Source organism: Acinetobacter lanii (genome assembly GCF_011578285.1).
Lineage (GTDB): Bacteria > Pseudomonadota > Gammaproteobacteria > Pseudomonadales > Moraxellaceae > Acinetobacter > Acinetobacter lanii.
Window position 1 is genome coordinate 1,481,337 of sequence record NZ_CP049916.1, and the last position, 14,151, is coordinate 1,495,487.

Here is a 14,151-nt window from a genome sequence, read left to right on the forward strand (position 1 = left end):
TGAATAACCCAATAAAAAAGGAATTGTAAATGAGCATTGAAACCACAACAAAAGCCATGTCACGTTGGCATGAAATGTTAGACACACGAGATATGTCGATACTCAATGAACTGTTGGATGACGATATCGTATTCCGTTCACCTGTGGCCTATCAGCCTTATCCGGGCAAACAGGTGGTGTTTTTTATTCTGAGTAACGTAATTCAAATTTTTGAGAACTTTAGCTATCACCGTGAATTTTATAGTGAAGATGGATTAAATGTGGTGCTGGAATTTTCAGCCAATATCGGCGACAAAAAACTTAAGGGCATTGATATGATCCGCTTGAATGAACACGGCAAAATGGTGGAGTTTGAAGTCATGATTCGTCCGAAGAGCGGTATAGAAGCTTTGGCTGCCTTGATGGGGCAACGTATGGCACAAGCACCTCAAGCTTAAACATAATGATATATTCTCACCTAAAGAGAATTAAACCTATTTAAATCTGATTAAGTAGTTATGAATCGCAATGATGGTGTTAAAATCTGCGCAGGAATGTTGAACATATAGGTCTAGGAAAGACTGGTTTACCCGAAAACGATATGCATACCTGCAAGGTTTAACACCATGAAATTTGTTGTGAATAAATTCAGCAGTTTTGTTCAAAACGTCATTGATCACGTGACAGGCGCAGAAGCCCCAAATGTGTATTCTCAGCCTCAAGGGCAAATCGACAAAGTTCTCCATCAACTGCCACAGCTTAAACAAAAATATCGTCCGACACCGTGGTTATCCAATCAGCATGTGCATTTGTTGTATTTTGATCTGATTCGTAAACGCACGATTAAATTGCAATATGACAAAATCGAACAACTGACTATGCAAGATGGTGGCATTACTGCAATTGCATGGTTAGGGTATGACTTGCCTGCCACTACACCGACGATTGTGCTGATGCACACTATCACCGGTACACCGGAAAGCATGCGCGAATTGGTGAAAGATTTACATGCTTATACCGGATGGCGGGTTGCGCTGTGTTTACGCCGTGGACATGCACAATTGCCAATGCCTGTGCCAAAAATGAATTTGTTTGGTTCGGTTGAAGACTTAAAAGAACAAATCAATTTCATTCAACAACAATTTCCACAGTCAGAACTGTATGGGGTTGGCTCATCTGCAGGGACTGGATTATTGGTGCGTTATTTGGGCGAGCAAGGTGAAGATACGCCGTTAAAAGCCGCCTTTGCATTGTGTCCGGGCTATAACACCGAAACTGGCTTTGAAAATGTTCATCCGTTTTACAGCAAGATCATGACCAAAAAGCTGTTTAATAAATTTATTCAACCTTATGCCAATACATGGGGGGAGAGTCCTGCATTATCCAAAGTGCTGCAAGCCAAAACGTTGCTTGAGTTTGAGCAGGCCTATTTTGAAATGGCGGGATATCCGGATTATCAAAGCTATAGCCAAGCCACCAATCCGATTTATGTTTTTGAAAATGTCAAAATCCCACTGATGATTTTAAATGCCGAAGATGATCCTGTCTGTCATATTCGTAACTTTGAACCTTATAAAGAGGTGATACGTTCTATGCCGAATATTGCGGTGGTGACCACCAAAAAAGGCAGTCATTGTGGTTTTTATCAAGGGGTGAAATATACGCATTCATGGGCAAATAAATTGGTGGCTGATTTTTTATTAACTCAAGAAAAAGAGAAATAATTTCTCCTTTAAAATTTTGAATATCTTCTAGGGAGGATATGTGAATTTAGATCAAATAGAAAAAGAAGTGTTTATTCGAAAAGGAAAATATGGAAATAGTAAGTTTTTAAACAATTTAGTTCATGAAATTGAATACAGCATGCTCTTATTTGATGAATTTCCTGAGGAAGTTTTTAATTTTTATTTGAGGGTATTATCTGACACAGATTTAAGAGTGACTAAGGGTGTTGAGTGGTTTGTACATCACTTATATTCCGATTTTAAAAAAATTAAAGCTGAGCAGTTCATACAATTAAAGGAAGTTTTGATAAAGACGTCGAATCATAAAATGACCGATGAATTGCGTTTTGTAATTTTAGATTTGTTTTTAAGAAAATTTAATTATCAAGATATGAGGGATATGAAAAAAATTGTAAAAGGCTTGAATTTTAGTGCTGAGGATAATGATATTGTGTATGCAATAGAGGAGATGATTCAGCGATATAAATTAGGTTTAATGAAAGATATTAATTGATACAAAATTAAAAAATACATTTATATGAGTACTTTAAATAAAAAAACCGAGCTAATTAGCTCGGTTTTTTATATCAATCAATTTAATGATTAATTTTCTAAAGCAGGGGTTGCAGCAGCAATAGCCGCTGCCACAGCATCCTCTTCAGTTTGTGCAGTATTAGAAGACGCTTTCGGTGTAGAGGCAGTCGCTTCTGGTTTTGGCTTAACGGTTTCAGCTTTGGCTGGTTTCGCTTCTTCTTTAGGCGCACTTTGTTCTTTCGGTGCAGCAGTTTGGCTAGACGTTGGTTGAGCCGTTGGTTGTTGTGCAGGCGCTGCAACTTGCGGTTCATCATGATATTCACGACGAATCGTTGCTGAGGTATTGTTTGACTCTTGATGCTCAATTTCAACTTGTGTTGGAATTTCAGCTTCAGACGGTTCAACAGGGTCTAATTCTTGAAGAGGAGCGGTTTCCTGTTGGGTGTTTTCAACAGTTTGTTCCTGTTCTTCTTCTTTCGGGCTTTCTTTTTTTACACATGCGGTAACCAGGAGTGCTGTGACAATTGCACCGCCAATTAAAAATTTCTTATTCATAATCACTCAAAACAAAACTTGATAAATCGACAAGGGTAGTATAACAGCAAAAAATCATCTGGAAATCACGTAAAGTGGACTTAAATCTCGATTGGAAATGGTGATAGAATAACCAATTGTTTATTGTTCTTTGAATTGATGCGGATTGACTTTGCTTTATAGGTACAAGGTAAAGTAAAATTGCGCAACATTGTAGGCCGATTTAGGCTCGATTGTACGAGAAACCCAATGACCCATTTTATTTTCGTGACTGGTGGTGTAGTTTCATCACTAGGTAAAGGTATTTCAGCTGCTTCAGTTGCTGCACTTTTAGAAGCCCGTGGTTTAAAAGTCACCATGGTCAAAATGGATCCATACATTAATGTCGATCCAGGGACAATGAGCCCGTTCCAACATGGAGAGGTTTTTGTCACAGAGGATGGTGCAGAAACAGATTTAGACTTGGGTTATTACGAACGTTTCTTACGTCGTGCGAAAATGACTAAGTTGAATAACTTTACTTCAGGTCGCGTATATCAAGACGTTCTGAACAAAGAGCGCCGTGGTGATTACCTTGGCGGTACTGTACAAGTTATTCCACACATTACGGATAATATTAAAGAGCGTGTACTTCGCGCAGGTGAAGGTTACGACGTTGCGATTGTAGAAATCGGTGGTACGGTTGGTGACATCGAATCTCTTCCATTTATGGAATCTGTACGTCAGTTAATGGTTGAACTTGGCCATAAACGTACAATGTTGATGCATTTAACGCTTCTTCCATACATCAAATCTGCTGCAGAATTGAAAACTAAACCGACTCAGCATTCTGTAAAAGAGCTATTGTCGATTGGTATCCAACCTGACATCTTGATTTGTCGTACTGAATACGATGTTGACGCTGACACGAAACGTAAAATCGCATTGTTTACCAATGTTGAAGCACGTGCCGTGGTGGTGTGTAAAGATGCACGCTCAATTTACCAAATTCCACGTACGTTCTATGAGCAAAATGTGGATGATCTAATCTGTGAACGTTTTGGTTATAACGACCTTCCTGAAGCTGATTTAACAGATTGGGATAACGTGGTAGAAGCATTGTTGAACCCAGAGTACACCGTACGTGTTGCGATGGTCGGTAAATATGTTGAACTTCCAGATGCATACAAATCTGTAAATGAAGCACTTTTACATGCAGGCGTTAAAAACCGCGTGAAAGTTCAAATTGACTATGTCAATGCTGAAGAGCTTGAAAGCCAAGATGTGACCGAAGTTCTTAAAGATGCTGATGCAATCTTAGTTCCAGGTGGTTTTGGTGAACGTGGTACTGAAGGCAAAATGAAAGCCATTCAGTACGCTCGTGAAAACAAAGTTCCATTCTTGGGTATTTGTTTAGGTATGCAGTTGGCTGTAATCGAGTACGCACGTAACGTTGCGGGCATTACAGATGCAACGTCGACTGAATTTAACCGTTCTACAAAATCACCATTGATTGGTTTAATCACTGAATGGTTAGATGAGCGCGGTGAAGTTCAGCAACGTACAGCTGAGTCTGATCTTGGTGGTACCATGCGTTTAGGTGCTCAAAAATCTGAACTCGTTGAAGGCACCAAGACGCGTGAAGTGTATGGCAATGCTGAAATCATTGAACGTCATCGTCACCGTTACGAAATGAACAACCGTTTCATTCCTGCGCTGGAAGAGAAAGGCATGAAAATTTCAGGTTATTCACCAGTACAACGCTTAGTTGAAACTGTTGAAATTCCTGAACATCCTTGGTTTATTGCGGTACAATTCCACCCAGAATTTACCAGCTCGCCACGTGATGGTCATCCATTGTTTGCAAGCTTCATTGATGCAGCCAAAGCGCAGTTCAAAAAAGCAAAATAAGGTAAGCAGCAAGGCGTGATTTTCACGTCTTGCTTGTTTAGGAATACGAACTAGGAAGTTTAAATGTCGCAACTAAAACCACAAGAAATTGTACGTTTAGGCGATATACACATGGCAAATCACTTGCCATTTGTATTATTCGGCGGAATGAATGTACTTGAGTCTAAAGATTTAGCGTTTGAAATTGCAGAAACCTATATTGATATCTGTACCCGTTTAGATATTCCCTATGTGTTTAAAGCAAGTTTTGATAAAGCCAATCGTTCAAGCTTAACGTCTTTCCGTGGTCCCGGTCTTGAAAAAGGCTTGGAGTGGTTGGCTGACATTAAAAAGCAGTTTAATGTTCCGATCATCACCGATGTACATGAGCCTTATCAAGCTGCACCTGTTGCAGAAGTGGCAGACATTATTCAACTGCCTGCATTTTTAAGTCGTCAAACGGATTTGGTTGAAGCGATGGCAAAAACCAATGCCATTATCAACATCAAAAAAGCACAGTTCCTTGCACCGCATGAAATGCGTCATATTATGAATAAGTGCTTGGAAGCAGGCAATGACAAGCTGATTCTGTGTGAGCGTGGTTCGGCATTTGGTTACAATAACTTGGTTGTTGACATGCTTGGTTTCGATACCATGAAACAGATGAATGTGCCTGTGTTCTTTGATGTGACACATGCGCTTCAAACGCCGGGTGGTCGTGCAGATTCTGCCGGTGGTCGTCGTGCGCAAATTACCACACTGGCACGCGCAGGTATGGCAACAGGTTTGGCAGGGTTGTTCTTAGAAGCACATCCAGATCCAGATCAAGCCAAATGTGATGGTCCTTGTGCACTGCGTATGTCACAACTTGAGCCATTCTTGGCACAATTGAAAGAACTCGATACTTTGGTGAAAGGCTTTAAACAGCTCGACACCCACTAAATTTGTAATACATTGATGCGTCTTTTAGACGCATCGTCTTTATTAATCAACTGAGGAATTGTTCATGAGTCAAATCGTTGACATTCGTGCACGTGAAATTTTGGACTCTCGTGGTAACCCAACCATCGAAGCTGACGTAATCTTAGCCTCTGGCGTAGTTGGCCGTGCATGTGCACCATCTGGTGCTTCAACTGGTTCTCGTGAAGCTTTAGAACTTCGTGATGGCGATAAAGCACGTTACTTAGGTAAAGGTGTTAAAACTGCTGTTAATAACGTGAATACAATCATTCGTGATGCATTGATCGGTAAGTCTGTTTTTGAACAAAAAGACATCGATAACACTATGATCACGCTTGATGGCACTGAAAACAAAGAAAAATTAGGTGCAAACGCAACTCTAGCCGTGTCTTTAGCTGCTGCACGTGCTGCTGCAACTGAAAAGAAAATTCCGCTTTTCCAATACATCGCAGATTTACGTGGTCAATCAATCTTGACCATGCCTGTACCAATGATGAACATCATCAATGGTGGTTCACATGCAGACAACAACGTTGATATTCAAGAATTCATGATCGAGCCAGTTGGCTTTGGTTCATTCTCTGAAGCACTTCGTGCTGGCGCGGAAATTTTCCATTCTTTAAAATCAGTATTAAACAAAAAAGGTTTAAACACTGCTGTTGGTGATGAAGGTGGTTTTGCACCAAACCTTCGTTCAAATGAAGAAGCAATTACGGTTATTCTTGAAGCGATTGGTCAAACTGGCTACAAAGCAGGTTCTGACATCATGCTTGCGCTTGACTGTGCATCTTCAGAATTCTACAAAGATGGTCAATACATTCTTGCAGGTGAAGGCAACAAAGCATTCACAAGCAACCAGTTCTCTGACTACCTTGCAGGTCTTGTAAACCAATACCCAATTATCTCAATTGAAGATGGTTTGGATGAGTCTGATTGGGAAGGATGGTCTTACTTGACTTCAATCCTTGGCGATAAAATCCAATTGGTGGGTGATGACTTATTCGTAACCAATCCTAAGATTTTACAACGTGGTATTAATGAGAAAGTCGGTAACTCTATCTTAATTAAATACAACCAAATCGGTACGTTGACTGAAACTTTAGATGCAATCTACCTTGCGAAAGCAAATGGTTACTCTACTGTAATTTCACACCGTTCAGGTGAGACTGAAGATTCAACCATTGCGGATCTTGCAGTGGGTACAGCAGCGGGTCAAATCAAAACCGGTTCTCTATGCCGTTCTGACCGTGTAGCGAAATATAACCAATTGCTTCGTATTGAAGAATTGACTAATGCTGCTTACCGCGGTAAAGCAGAATTCAAAGGTTTAAACTAATCATTCATGATTAATTTAGATTTAAAAAAACCACTCTGATTAGAGTGGTTTTTTTATTGGTCAGGAATATATTGCTCATGGTCCTGAATTTATACAATTAACTTATATGGATAAAACAAATTAGGTTTATCGTTCAGACAGTTTCAGTCGGATATGCTTAAAGTTAATGCTCATGAATAAGATCAGATCTTTTATATTTTATGGGGTCGCCTGAAATCAGAATAAATAAAATGAGCTGGCTTAATGCTCTGTATATATAACAATTTTAAACAGCGCAGAGATTTAAAAAGAATAGGATATCGACCTTATAATTTGGTCGTTGGTTATTTTTCTTGATTCATAGTGAATGGTGTGAATCAGTGAAGTTAAACTGTAAATTTTCATAAGACTTAAATATGGTATGAAACGTATTATCAGCGAGTATTTTGTTCAGCTTTTTCAGTTTTGCAACAGTTTGAGGTACTTCATAGAAAACATTTCATGTATATTAGTGCATTAATTCAATGCCGTTAAAATAAGACCAAAATTCATGTTAGACGTCTTTAAAACAACTTCGAGTCGAGTGATTCTGGGGATTGCGATCATTATGATCATCGTCCTGCAATATCGCTTTTGGTTTGGTGAGGGGGGGTATTTCCCGCATCAAGCATTACTTCAACAAATCCAACAACAAGTTGAAGCCAACGAAGAGCTCAAAGAGCGTAATCGAATTTTGGCGGCAGAAGTATACGATTTAAAAAATGGCGTTGAAGCCATTGAAGAACATGCCCGTTTAGATTTAGGTCTGATTAAGCCACATGAAACATTTGTACAAATGAGTACGATTAGTAGTAACTATAAACCGATCTATATTGATCCAAATGCGAAAGTAGATGTTCGAACCAATGAAGCGGATTCAGATGCACTCATTACTCAATAATCCTAAGTTATGGGCAATTATCCCAGCAGCGGGTTCAGGCAGTCGATTTTCAAAAACAGCATTAAAGCAATATCAAACTATTCAAAATAAAACCGTTTTAGAGCATACCATTCAACGACTCACAGCGTTGCCACTGAGTGGTTATGTGCTTGCCATTTCTGAACAAGATGATGTGGCGAAAACGTTGAATTTCAATGACCCAGACAAAGCCATGTTTTGTTTGGGTGGTGCTGAACGTGTTGATTCGGTTTTGAATGGTTTGCGGTATTTATCGGACATTGCTTCAGATGAAGATTGGGTGTTTGTACATGATGCAGCTCGTCCATGTGTTTCAATAGAGTGTTTAGAGTGTTTGCTGGCTACCGCCATTGAATCAGATCAAAGTGCAATTTTAGCGATTCCTGTACGCGATACCTTAAAATGTGTATCCGAAACGCATGATATTGAAAAAACGGTGGATCGTAGTCAACTTTGGCAAGCACAAACCCCGCAAATGGCTAAATTAGGTGTCTTAAGAAAAGCGATCGAATTTGCTTTGGAAAAGGGCATAAGTATTACTGATGAAGCCAGCGCTTTAGAAACTTTAGGTAAAACAGTCCAAGTTGTAGCAGGGCGTTCGGATAATATAAAAATTACCTATCCAGAAGATTTAGAGTTGGCTAAATTGATTCTACAATCTCAAAATGTATAAATTGTTTGATGTGTTTTATCACGATGATTAAACCGAAAGCCTAAAGATATCTTTAGGCTTTTTTAATTATTGAAGTGTCCCCAAACAATGAAGTGATTTGTTTTAAAATAGCCTAAGTTCATGCCTAAATTCGGAGTAAAGGAGGCTGCTTTAAGATGCAAAAACTCACTTGTAATCCATATCATTTATGCTTAGCGTCAAAATAAACAGGTGCATAACCAGGCCATTTATTTTTCATAAATTTTTTGAATAAATGGGAGTGAGTTATTTGTACTCAAATCAAAGTGAACATTAAAACAAGAATAGAGGTAAGGTATGCATATTGTTGTCATGGGTGCAGGCGTGACTGGTACAACCACTGCCTACTATTTATCCCAAGTAGGTCATGACGTCACGGTGAATGACCGTCAGCCGAATGTGGCTTTAGAAACCAGTTTTGCCAATGCAGGTCAAATTTCACTAGGCTATGCCTCGTCGGGCGGTACCCGGTTGGTGTTCCACTCAAAGCATTTAAATGGATGTTTCAATATCATGCAGCGCTCAGTATTGGGCTGACAGGAGATATGTATCAATATCACCGGATGATTCATATGCTAGCGGAATTTAATATCAGCCCTTATTAAATCAATAAAGAACGCATGGTCAGAATGTTGGAATACAGTCGAGATTGCTTGATCAGTTACGTATCGAGACCAATATTTATTTTGATGAAAGACAACTTGGCATACTTTAATTGTTTAGAAAACAAGAGCAACTTGATATTGTCGCTAAAGATACGGAAGTCTTAAAAGAGGAAGGTTTTCCATTTGAGCTGCTCGATCATCAAGGTGTGATCAATATTGAATCAGTATTGGCACATGCAACGATTGACTTTGTCGGTGGGTTAAGATTGCCGAATGACCAAATGGGAGACTGTCAAAAATTTACCACGGAACTTTCAGAAATCGCTAAATTACAAGGCGTACAGTTTCTGTTTAACATCATATTAAAACCATTGAAGAAGATGTAGATCAGATCAAAGTCATTGTGTTAAGGAGGGGTGAAAAAATCAAAGGGGGTGCGTATGTGATGGCATAGGGGAGTTACAGCCATGAAATGCTGAAATTGATTGGTATCGATACACCCGTTTATCCGCTGAAATGCTGTTCTTTTACGACCAAGATCATTGATCCAAAACGTTCACCTGTTTCGATCATCTTAGATGAAAGCTACAAGATTGCATTAACGCACTTTGGTGATCGCATTTGGGTTGGTGGAATGAAGGGAATTAACGGTTTTGATCGTTTGCTGAATCATAGCCGAGAAGGTATAGCTAAGTATAGAATATAAGCTACATCATCTTGAATGCAATATCCAAAGCGTCGGGAAGTGTTTTATTGCTATGGGCAACCATATGTCTGACTTTACTTTTTAGGACAGACCATGCTCTCTCAATAGGATTTAGATCAGGACTATATGCAGGTAGATAAACAATTCTTATCTGATATCGTGCTGCCAAGTCATCAATTACTCGACCTTTATGAATGGATGCATTATCTAGAATCAGCAAATAACTCTTAGTCTGATCATCCTTTTGCTTTAAATCCTGCAACAAATATTCCAACCAACAGACAAAAATATTCCGATCACACGAACCGTGAAAAACTAAAGGTTGAGTAAACTTGAATGGTGCATTTGATCTGACCGCACTGATCATACTGAGTCTCGTGCCATGCCCACCTGACTTAAATGCATGACAACGTTGACCTTTTGGAGACCAACCATATTCTGCGGTTTCATTGGTATTGATGCCTGATTCATCGATATAAAGAATGTGATCTTCACCATATTGCTGCTTCCACTGAGGCAAACACCATTCAAATACAGCACGGCTTAACTTGCAGGCTTGTTTGTAGAGAAAACTCTTTTTTTACGCGTCCAACCCATCTTATTTAGAGCTTTTAAAATGACATGATAGCCAACGCTATAACCGAATTTCTGTTCAAACAAATGAATAAGATCTTTAGCTTGGGTAAATGGCGTTGTTTTTACAAATGCTTCAAAAGCTTGCAGGTCCAGAATCTTTGAGGGACGTCCTACATTTGGAGACTTAGGTTGTTTGAGTTGACCAGTCTGCTGTTCGATCAGGATCCAATCATCGAGCGTGGTTCTGGCAATATTAAATATTTCGCACGTCTTAGATTTATGCTTTGACTCTTTATAAAACTGCATGGCTTTTTCGCGTAAATCGACAGAATATGTTTTTGGCATGGTCTTAAAGATTAAAGTTTTTTCTATTGTAGCTCATCTTAAACTTTTAGCTATACTTTGATCATGGTACTTGAACAGCTTTTCCCTAATGCTAGTGATTTGAGCAATGCGCATTTTTGGACTGGGCTACGACCTGCAAAGCCTGATGGAACACTAATAGTGGGTAAAACAAATTATAAAAATTTATATACCAATACAGGGCGCGGCACATTAGGTTGGACCATGAGTTGTGGTTCAGCCAAATTATTGACTGATATTATTTCGAATCAAACACCACAGATTGAATATGATGATTTGAATATGTTTCGGAATTTATAATCAATACGTTATAAACTTCAAACATGTAAATGGATTTCAATAAACTGATGTTGACCATGTGGTGAGCCCATTTTTTTTAGAATAGGGTCTGCTGATAAACTGAAATAAGCATATTGATGTTCCAATAGCTGTAGCGTCGATTCATTTAACTCAAACTTGTGCTGATATTGTGATGTATCAAGGTCTGTGTGAATGATTAATTTTGCAATCTCTTGCAGAAATTGAACATAGACTTCTAATGAAAAAGGTTGCAATGCTTTTACAATATGAAAGGTTAGTTCAAATCCATATTTGCTGATCAGATTGCCATAACTTACTTCATTGTAATACAGTGCTGATAGACCATAGCTGACACAATATAAATGGCCATCCTCCCATTCACACACCGCAATATTATCCAATAAGTCATTCGGGTCACTATTTTTATAATGATGAAATGCGCAATTGGGGAGCATAGATCTTAAATGGCGATCTATGGCATGCCATCCAACGGCAAAATCGGGTGAAAACATTGCCTTGTATTGGGTGGTGTTAAAAAATTTAGGATGAGATTTGGTTAAGGAAATTAATTTAGTCATTTGAATTTATTCATTTTTTAAATTTCATTTACATCTATTGACTATTCATTAGATCAAGAATGGCATATACATTGCTATATAACAAATATATTTATAAAACATGTTTGTTACAGGAGAGATGTTCTTTAGAACACGCCGAAGGAGCAACAACCCCGGAAACTCTCAGGCAAAAGGACTGTAATGAGCCAATAACATCTGGAGAGAAGTCTAAACTGAAATTTTAATTGATTTTAATTAATGGCTTAGACTCACCGAAGGGGATGAACTTATACAAATAGGTTGTAGGGGTTCAGAAGCTCTCAGGTACCGTGACAGATGGGGCAGCGTTTGGAATCACTGATTCCAAGGAGAATACGTATGCCACATATCGTCGTCATTGGTTCAGGGATCACAGGGGTCACATCAGCCTATGAATTGTCTCAATTGGGTTATCAAGTCACAGTAATTGATAAGCATCTTTTTCCTGCCATGGAAACCTCATTTGCCAATGGTGGGCAACTCTCAGCATGTAATGCAGAAGTGTGGAATCAAAAAGCCACAGTACTTAAAGGGATTAAATGGATGGCGCAAAAAAATGCACCATTACTGCTCAATCCCTCTTTTGATTTGCATAAATATGCTTGGTTGTTGGAATTTTTAGGCAATATCAAACATTATGAAGCCAATACCAAAAATACCGTCAAAATGGCACTGATCGCACGTGAGCGTTTATTTCAAATTGCTCAACAGGAAAGTATTGATTTTGATTTGGAGAAACGAGGCATTCTGCATTTCTATCATTCTGAATATGATTATGAGATAGCAACACGTGTTAATGACTTGTTATGCGCTGGGGGGTTGGCACGACACGCAATTAGTAATGAAGAAATTAAAAGTATCGAACCGAGTCTTACAGGACAGTATTATGCAGGCTTTTATTGTCCTGATGATGCTACAGGAGATATTCACAAGTTCACCACAGGTTTAGCAGAAGCATCTAAAAAGTATGGTGTGTGTTATGTGTTTGGGATGGAAGTGGTGGATGTGAAGCATCATGACAAGGGTGTACAAATTCAATATCGTCAAAGTACCGAAAATATTAAAGTTCAAGCCGAAGTTATTGAGCATCTTGATGCTGACGCTGTATTGGTGTGTGGCGGCGTGAGCAGTTACCATTTGGCTCAACAGTTGGGTGATCGCATTAACATCTATCCTGTAAAAGGCTATTCCATTACGGTACAACTTGAAGATCAAGCGAGTATTGATCATGCTCCTTGGATAAGCTTATTGGATGAAAGTGCCAAAATTGTGACTTCACGCTTGGGAAAAAATCGGTTACGTGTCGCAGGTACGGCGGAGTTTAATGGTTATAACCGAGATATTCGTGCTGATCGTATTCAACCGCTTATTGATTGGACCAACCGAAATTTTGATATTTCCACAGAACATTGTATACCTTGGGCAGGCTTAAGACCGATGATGCCGAATATGATGCCAGTGGTGAGACGCGGGAAACATGAACGTGTCTTTTATAATACGGGGCACGGACATTTGGGTTGGACCTTGTCAGCTGCCACAGCGGCCATGATCAGTCAGGAAATTGCAGCGGCGATTCCCGTGTAAATATATTTTTAGATCTGTTTATTTTAAAGCAAAAAGGCATGGATTGAACATGCCTTTTATGTTTGAGTTTTAAAGCTGAGTGAAAATCACTTCAGGGTTTAAACGTGATTTAGGCAGTTTTGCATTGAAATCATTTTCACTACGATAGCCCAGTGTTAAGAGAACAGAAGGAATGAGACCTTTTTCTGCTAAGCCAAGTTCTTCAGAGATAATTTTTTCATTGAAACCGCCAATCGGGGTGGCATCAATCTGTTCAATCCCTGCTGCTAGCAAGATTTGACCTAGGGCAATAAACGTCTGATTTTCAGCCCAACGTTGAATATCACCTTTTTCATTGCGGTAATAGTCGACATATCCGATACGTGCATCTTTCTGACCTTGCTTGGCATTTTCATCTTTAAAACGACCACTCACATCATCTTGCTGAAGTAAGGCATTTAGATGGTCTTCGCTAATATCGGCTTTAGTGCAAAATAAAATCGTGTGTGAAGAATCGAGCACTTTAGGTGCATTGTAGGCATATTTACCCACTAAAGACTTAGCAATACGTTGTTTGGCCTCTGTATTGTCCGCAATAAAATAATGCCACGGCTGAATATTGATTGAAGAAGGGGCTAAACGAAGGATTTGAAGTAAACGATCAAATTGTTGTTGTGGGATTTTTTTAGAAGCGTCATAAGCTTTGGTGGTGTAACGAGTTTTTGATACGTTAAGTAAATCCATCAATGATTCTCCAATATGATTTTCAACTGATTTTACTGTAATCATCCTATAAATAAAGCATAAAAAAGGCTAAGTTTATATTAGGCTTTAGATTCTATTGCTTAAAAATGAAGCATGACTAAAAAGAAAAACTC

14 protein-coding genes, 2 pseudogenes and 1 riboswitch are annotated in these 14,151 nt (G+C 39.0%); of the genes and pseudogenes, 11 read left to right on the forward strand and 5 right to left on the reverse strand.

Annotated elements, in window-relative coordinates:
- Positions 1 to 29: 29 nt before the first annotated feature.
- The 3 genes from G8D99_RS06805 to G8D99_RS06815 all read left to right on the forward strand — a co-directional run bounded on the left by G8D99_RS06805 (position 30) and on the right by G8D99_RS06815 (position 2,217).
- Positions 30 to 437, forward strand: coding sequence for a nuclear transport factor 2 family protein (locus tag G8D99_RS06805; protein ID WP_166323814.1), 408 nt, complete (start codon positions 30 to 32; stop codon positions 435 to 437).
- Between the two features lie 168 nt (positions 438 to 605).
- Positions 606 to 1,703: a YheT family hydrolase gene (locus tag G8D99_RS06810; RefSeq protein ID WP_166323816.1), complete on the forward strand. Its 1,098-nt coding sequence runs from the start codon at positions 606 to 608 to the stop codon at positions 1,701 to 1,703.
- Between the two features lie 40 nt (positions 1,704 to 1,743).
- On the forward strand, positions 1,744 to 2,217 hold the full coding sequence (locus tag G8D99_RS06815) for a hypothetical protein (RefSeq protein WP_166323818.1): 474 nt from the start codon (positions 1,744 to 1,746) through the stop codon (positions 2,215 to 2,217).
- A gap of 89 nt (positions 2,218 to 2,306) precedes the next feature.
- Here G8D99_RS06815 and G8D99_RS06820 read toward each other — a convergent pair whose 3' ends face one another.
- Positions 2,307 to 2,792 carry an internalin gene (locus G8D99_RS06820; protein ID WP_166323820.1) on the reverse strand — a complete coding sequence of 162 codons (486 nt, stop codon included), beginning with the start codon at positions 2,790 to 2,792 and terminating at the stop codon, positions 2,307 to 2,309.
- 228 nt (positions 2,793 to 3,020) lie between these two features.
- Between G8D99_RS06820 and G8D99_RS06825 the strand changes: the two genes are divergently transcribed.
- From G8D99_RS06825 to G8D99_RS15880, 6 genes and pseudogenes are all read left to right on the forward strand, one after another.
- Entirely contained in the window at positions 3,021 to 4,661 is a 1,641-nt protein-coding gene (locus tag G8D99_RS06825; protein WP_166323822.1) for a CTP synthase, read from the forward strand.
- Positions 4,662 to 4,724: 63 nt separating this feature from the next.
- Complete coding sequence (gene kdsA, locus G8D99_RS06830; protein WP_166323824.1) at positions 4,725 to 5,582, forward strand: 3-deoxy-8-phosphooctulonate synthase; 858 nt, start codon at positions 4,725 to 4,727, stop codon at positions 5,580 to 5,582.
- 64 nt (positions 5,583 to 5,646) lie between these two features.
- Positions 5,647 to 6,936, forward strand: a complete 1,290-nt coding sequence (eno, locus tag G8D99_RS06835) for a phosphopyruvate hydratase (protein ID WP_166323826.1) — start codon at positions 5,647 to 5,649, stop codon at positions 6,934 to 6,936.
- Positions 6,937 to 7,465: 529 nt separating this feature from the next.
- Complete coding sequence (gene ftsB, locus G8D99_RS06840; protein ID WP_166323828.1) at positions 7,466 to 7,855, forward strand: cell division protein FtsB; 390 nt, start codon at positions 7,466 to 7,468, stop codon at positions 7,853 to 7,855.
- On the forward strand, positions 7,836 to 8,546 hold the full coding sequence (gene ispD, locus G8D99_RS06845) for a 2-C-methyl-D-erythritol 4-phosphate cytidylyltransferase (protein ID WP_166323830.1): 711 nt from the start codon (positions 7,836 to 7,838) through the stop codon (positions 8,544 to 8,546). The genes ftsB and ispD overlap by 20 nt, the downstream gene beginning before the upstream one ends.
- A 315-nt stretch (positions 8,547 to 8,861) precedes the next feature.
- A pseudogene (locus G8D99_RS15880) lies at positions 8,862 to 9,851 on the forward strand (D-amino acid dehydrogenase); the annotation flags it as partial.
- Positions 9,852 to 9,876: 25 nt separating this feature from the next.
- Here the strand turns inward: G8D99_RS15880 and G8D99_RS06855 are convergent.
- Both G8D99_RS06855 and G8D99_RS06860 read right to left on the reverse strand, forming a co-directional pair.
- Positions 9,877 to 10,395 (reverse strand): IS630 family transposase, encoded by a 519-nt coding sequence (locus tag G8D99_RS06855; RefSeq protein WP_166323680.1) that lies wholly within the window; start codon positions 10,393 to 10,395, stop codon positions 9,877 to 9,879.
- A gap of 23 nt (positions 10,396 to 10,418) precedes the next feature.
- Positions 10,419 to 10,796 (reverse strand): IS630 transposase-related protein, encoded by a 378-nt coding sequence (locus G8D99_RS06860; RefSeq protein WP_166323678.1) that lies wholly within the window; start codon positions 10,794 to 10,796, stop codon positions 10,419 to 10,421.
- A gap of 54 nt (positions 10,797 to 10,850) precedes the next feature.
- On the opposite strand from G8D99_RS06860, the pseudogene G8D99_RS06865 reads away from it, so the two are divergent.
- Positions 10,851 to 11,114 (forward strand): annotated as a pseudogene (locus tag G8D99_RS06865) (FAD-dependent oxidoreductase); the annotation flags it as partial.
- Positions 11,115 to 11,131: 17 nt separating this feature from the next.
- On the opposite strand, the gene G8D99_RS06870 reads toward G8D99_RS06865, so the two are convergent.
- Positions 11,132 to 11,692, reverse strand: coding sequence for a suppressor of fused domain protein (locus tag G8D99_RS06870; RefSeq protein ID WP_166323832.1), 561 nt, complete (start codon positions 11,690 to 11,692; stop codon positions 11,132 to 11,134).
- 100 nt (positions 11,693 to 11,792) lie between these two features.
- Positions 11,793 to 11,880: riboswitch (glycine riboswitch) on the forward strand.
- Positions 11,881 to 12,049: 169 nt separating this feature from the next.
- Between G8D99_RS06870 and G8D99_RS06875 the strand changes: the two genes are divergently transcribed.
- A complete protein-coding gene (locus G8D99_RS06875; protein WP_166323834.1) occupies positions 12,050 to 13,294 on the forward strand; it encodes a D-amino acid dehydrogenase in 1,245 nt (414 codons plus the stop codon).
- 69 nt (positions 13,295 to 13,363) lie between these two features.
- Here G8D99_RS06875 and nfsB read toward each other — a convergent pair whose 3' ends face one another.
- Positions 13,364 to 14,017 (reverse strand): oxygen-insensitive NAD(P)H nitroreductase, encoded by a 654-nt coding sequence (nfsB, locus tag G8D99_RS06880; RefSeq protein WP_166323835.1) that lies wholly within the window; start codon positions 14,015 to 14,017, stop codon positions 13,364 to 13,366.
- Positions 14,018 to 14,151: the final 134 nt, after the last annotated feature.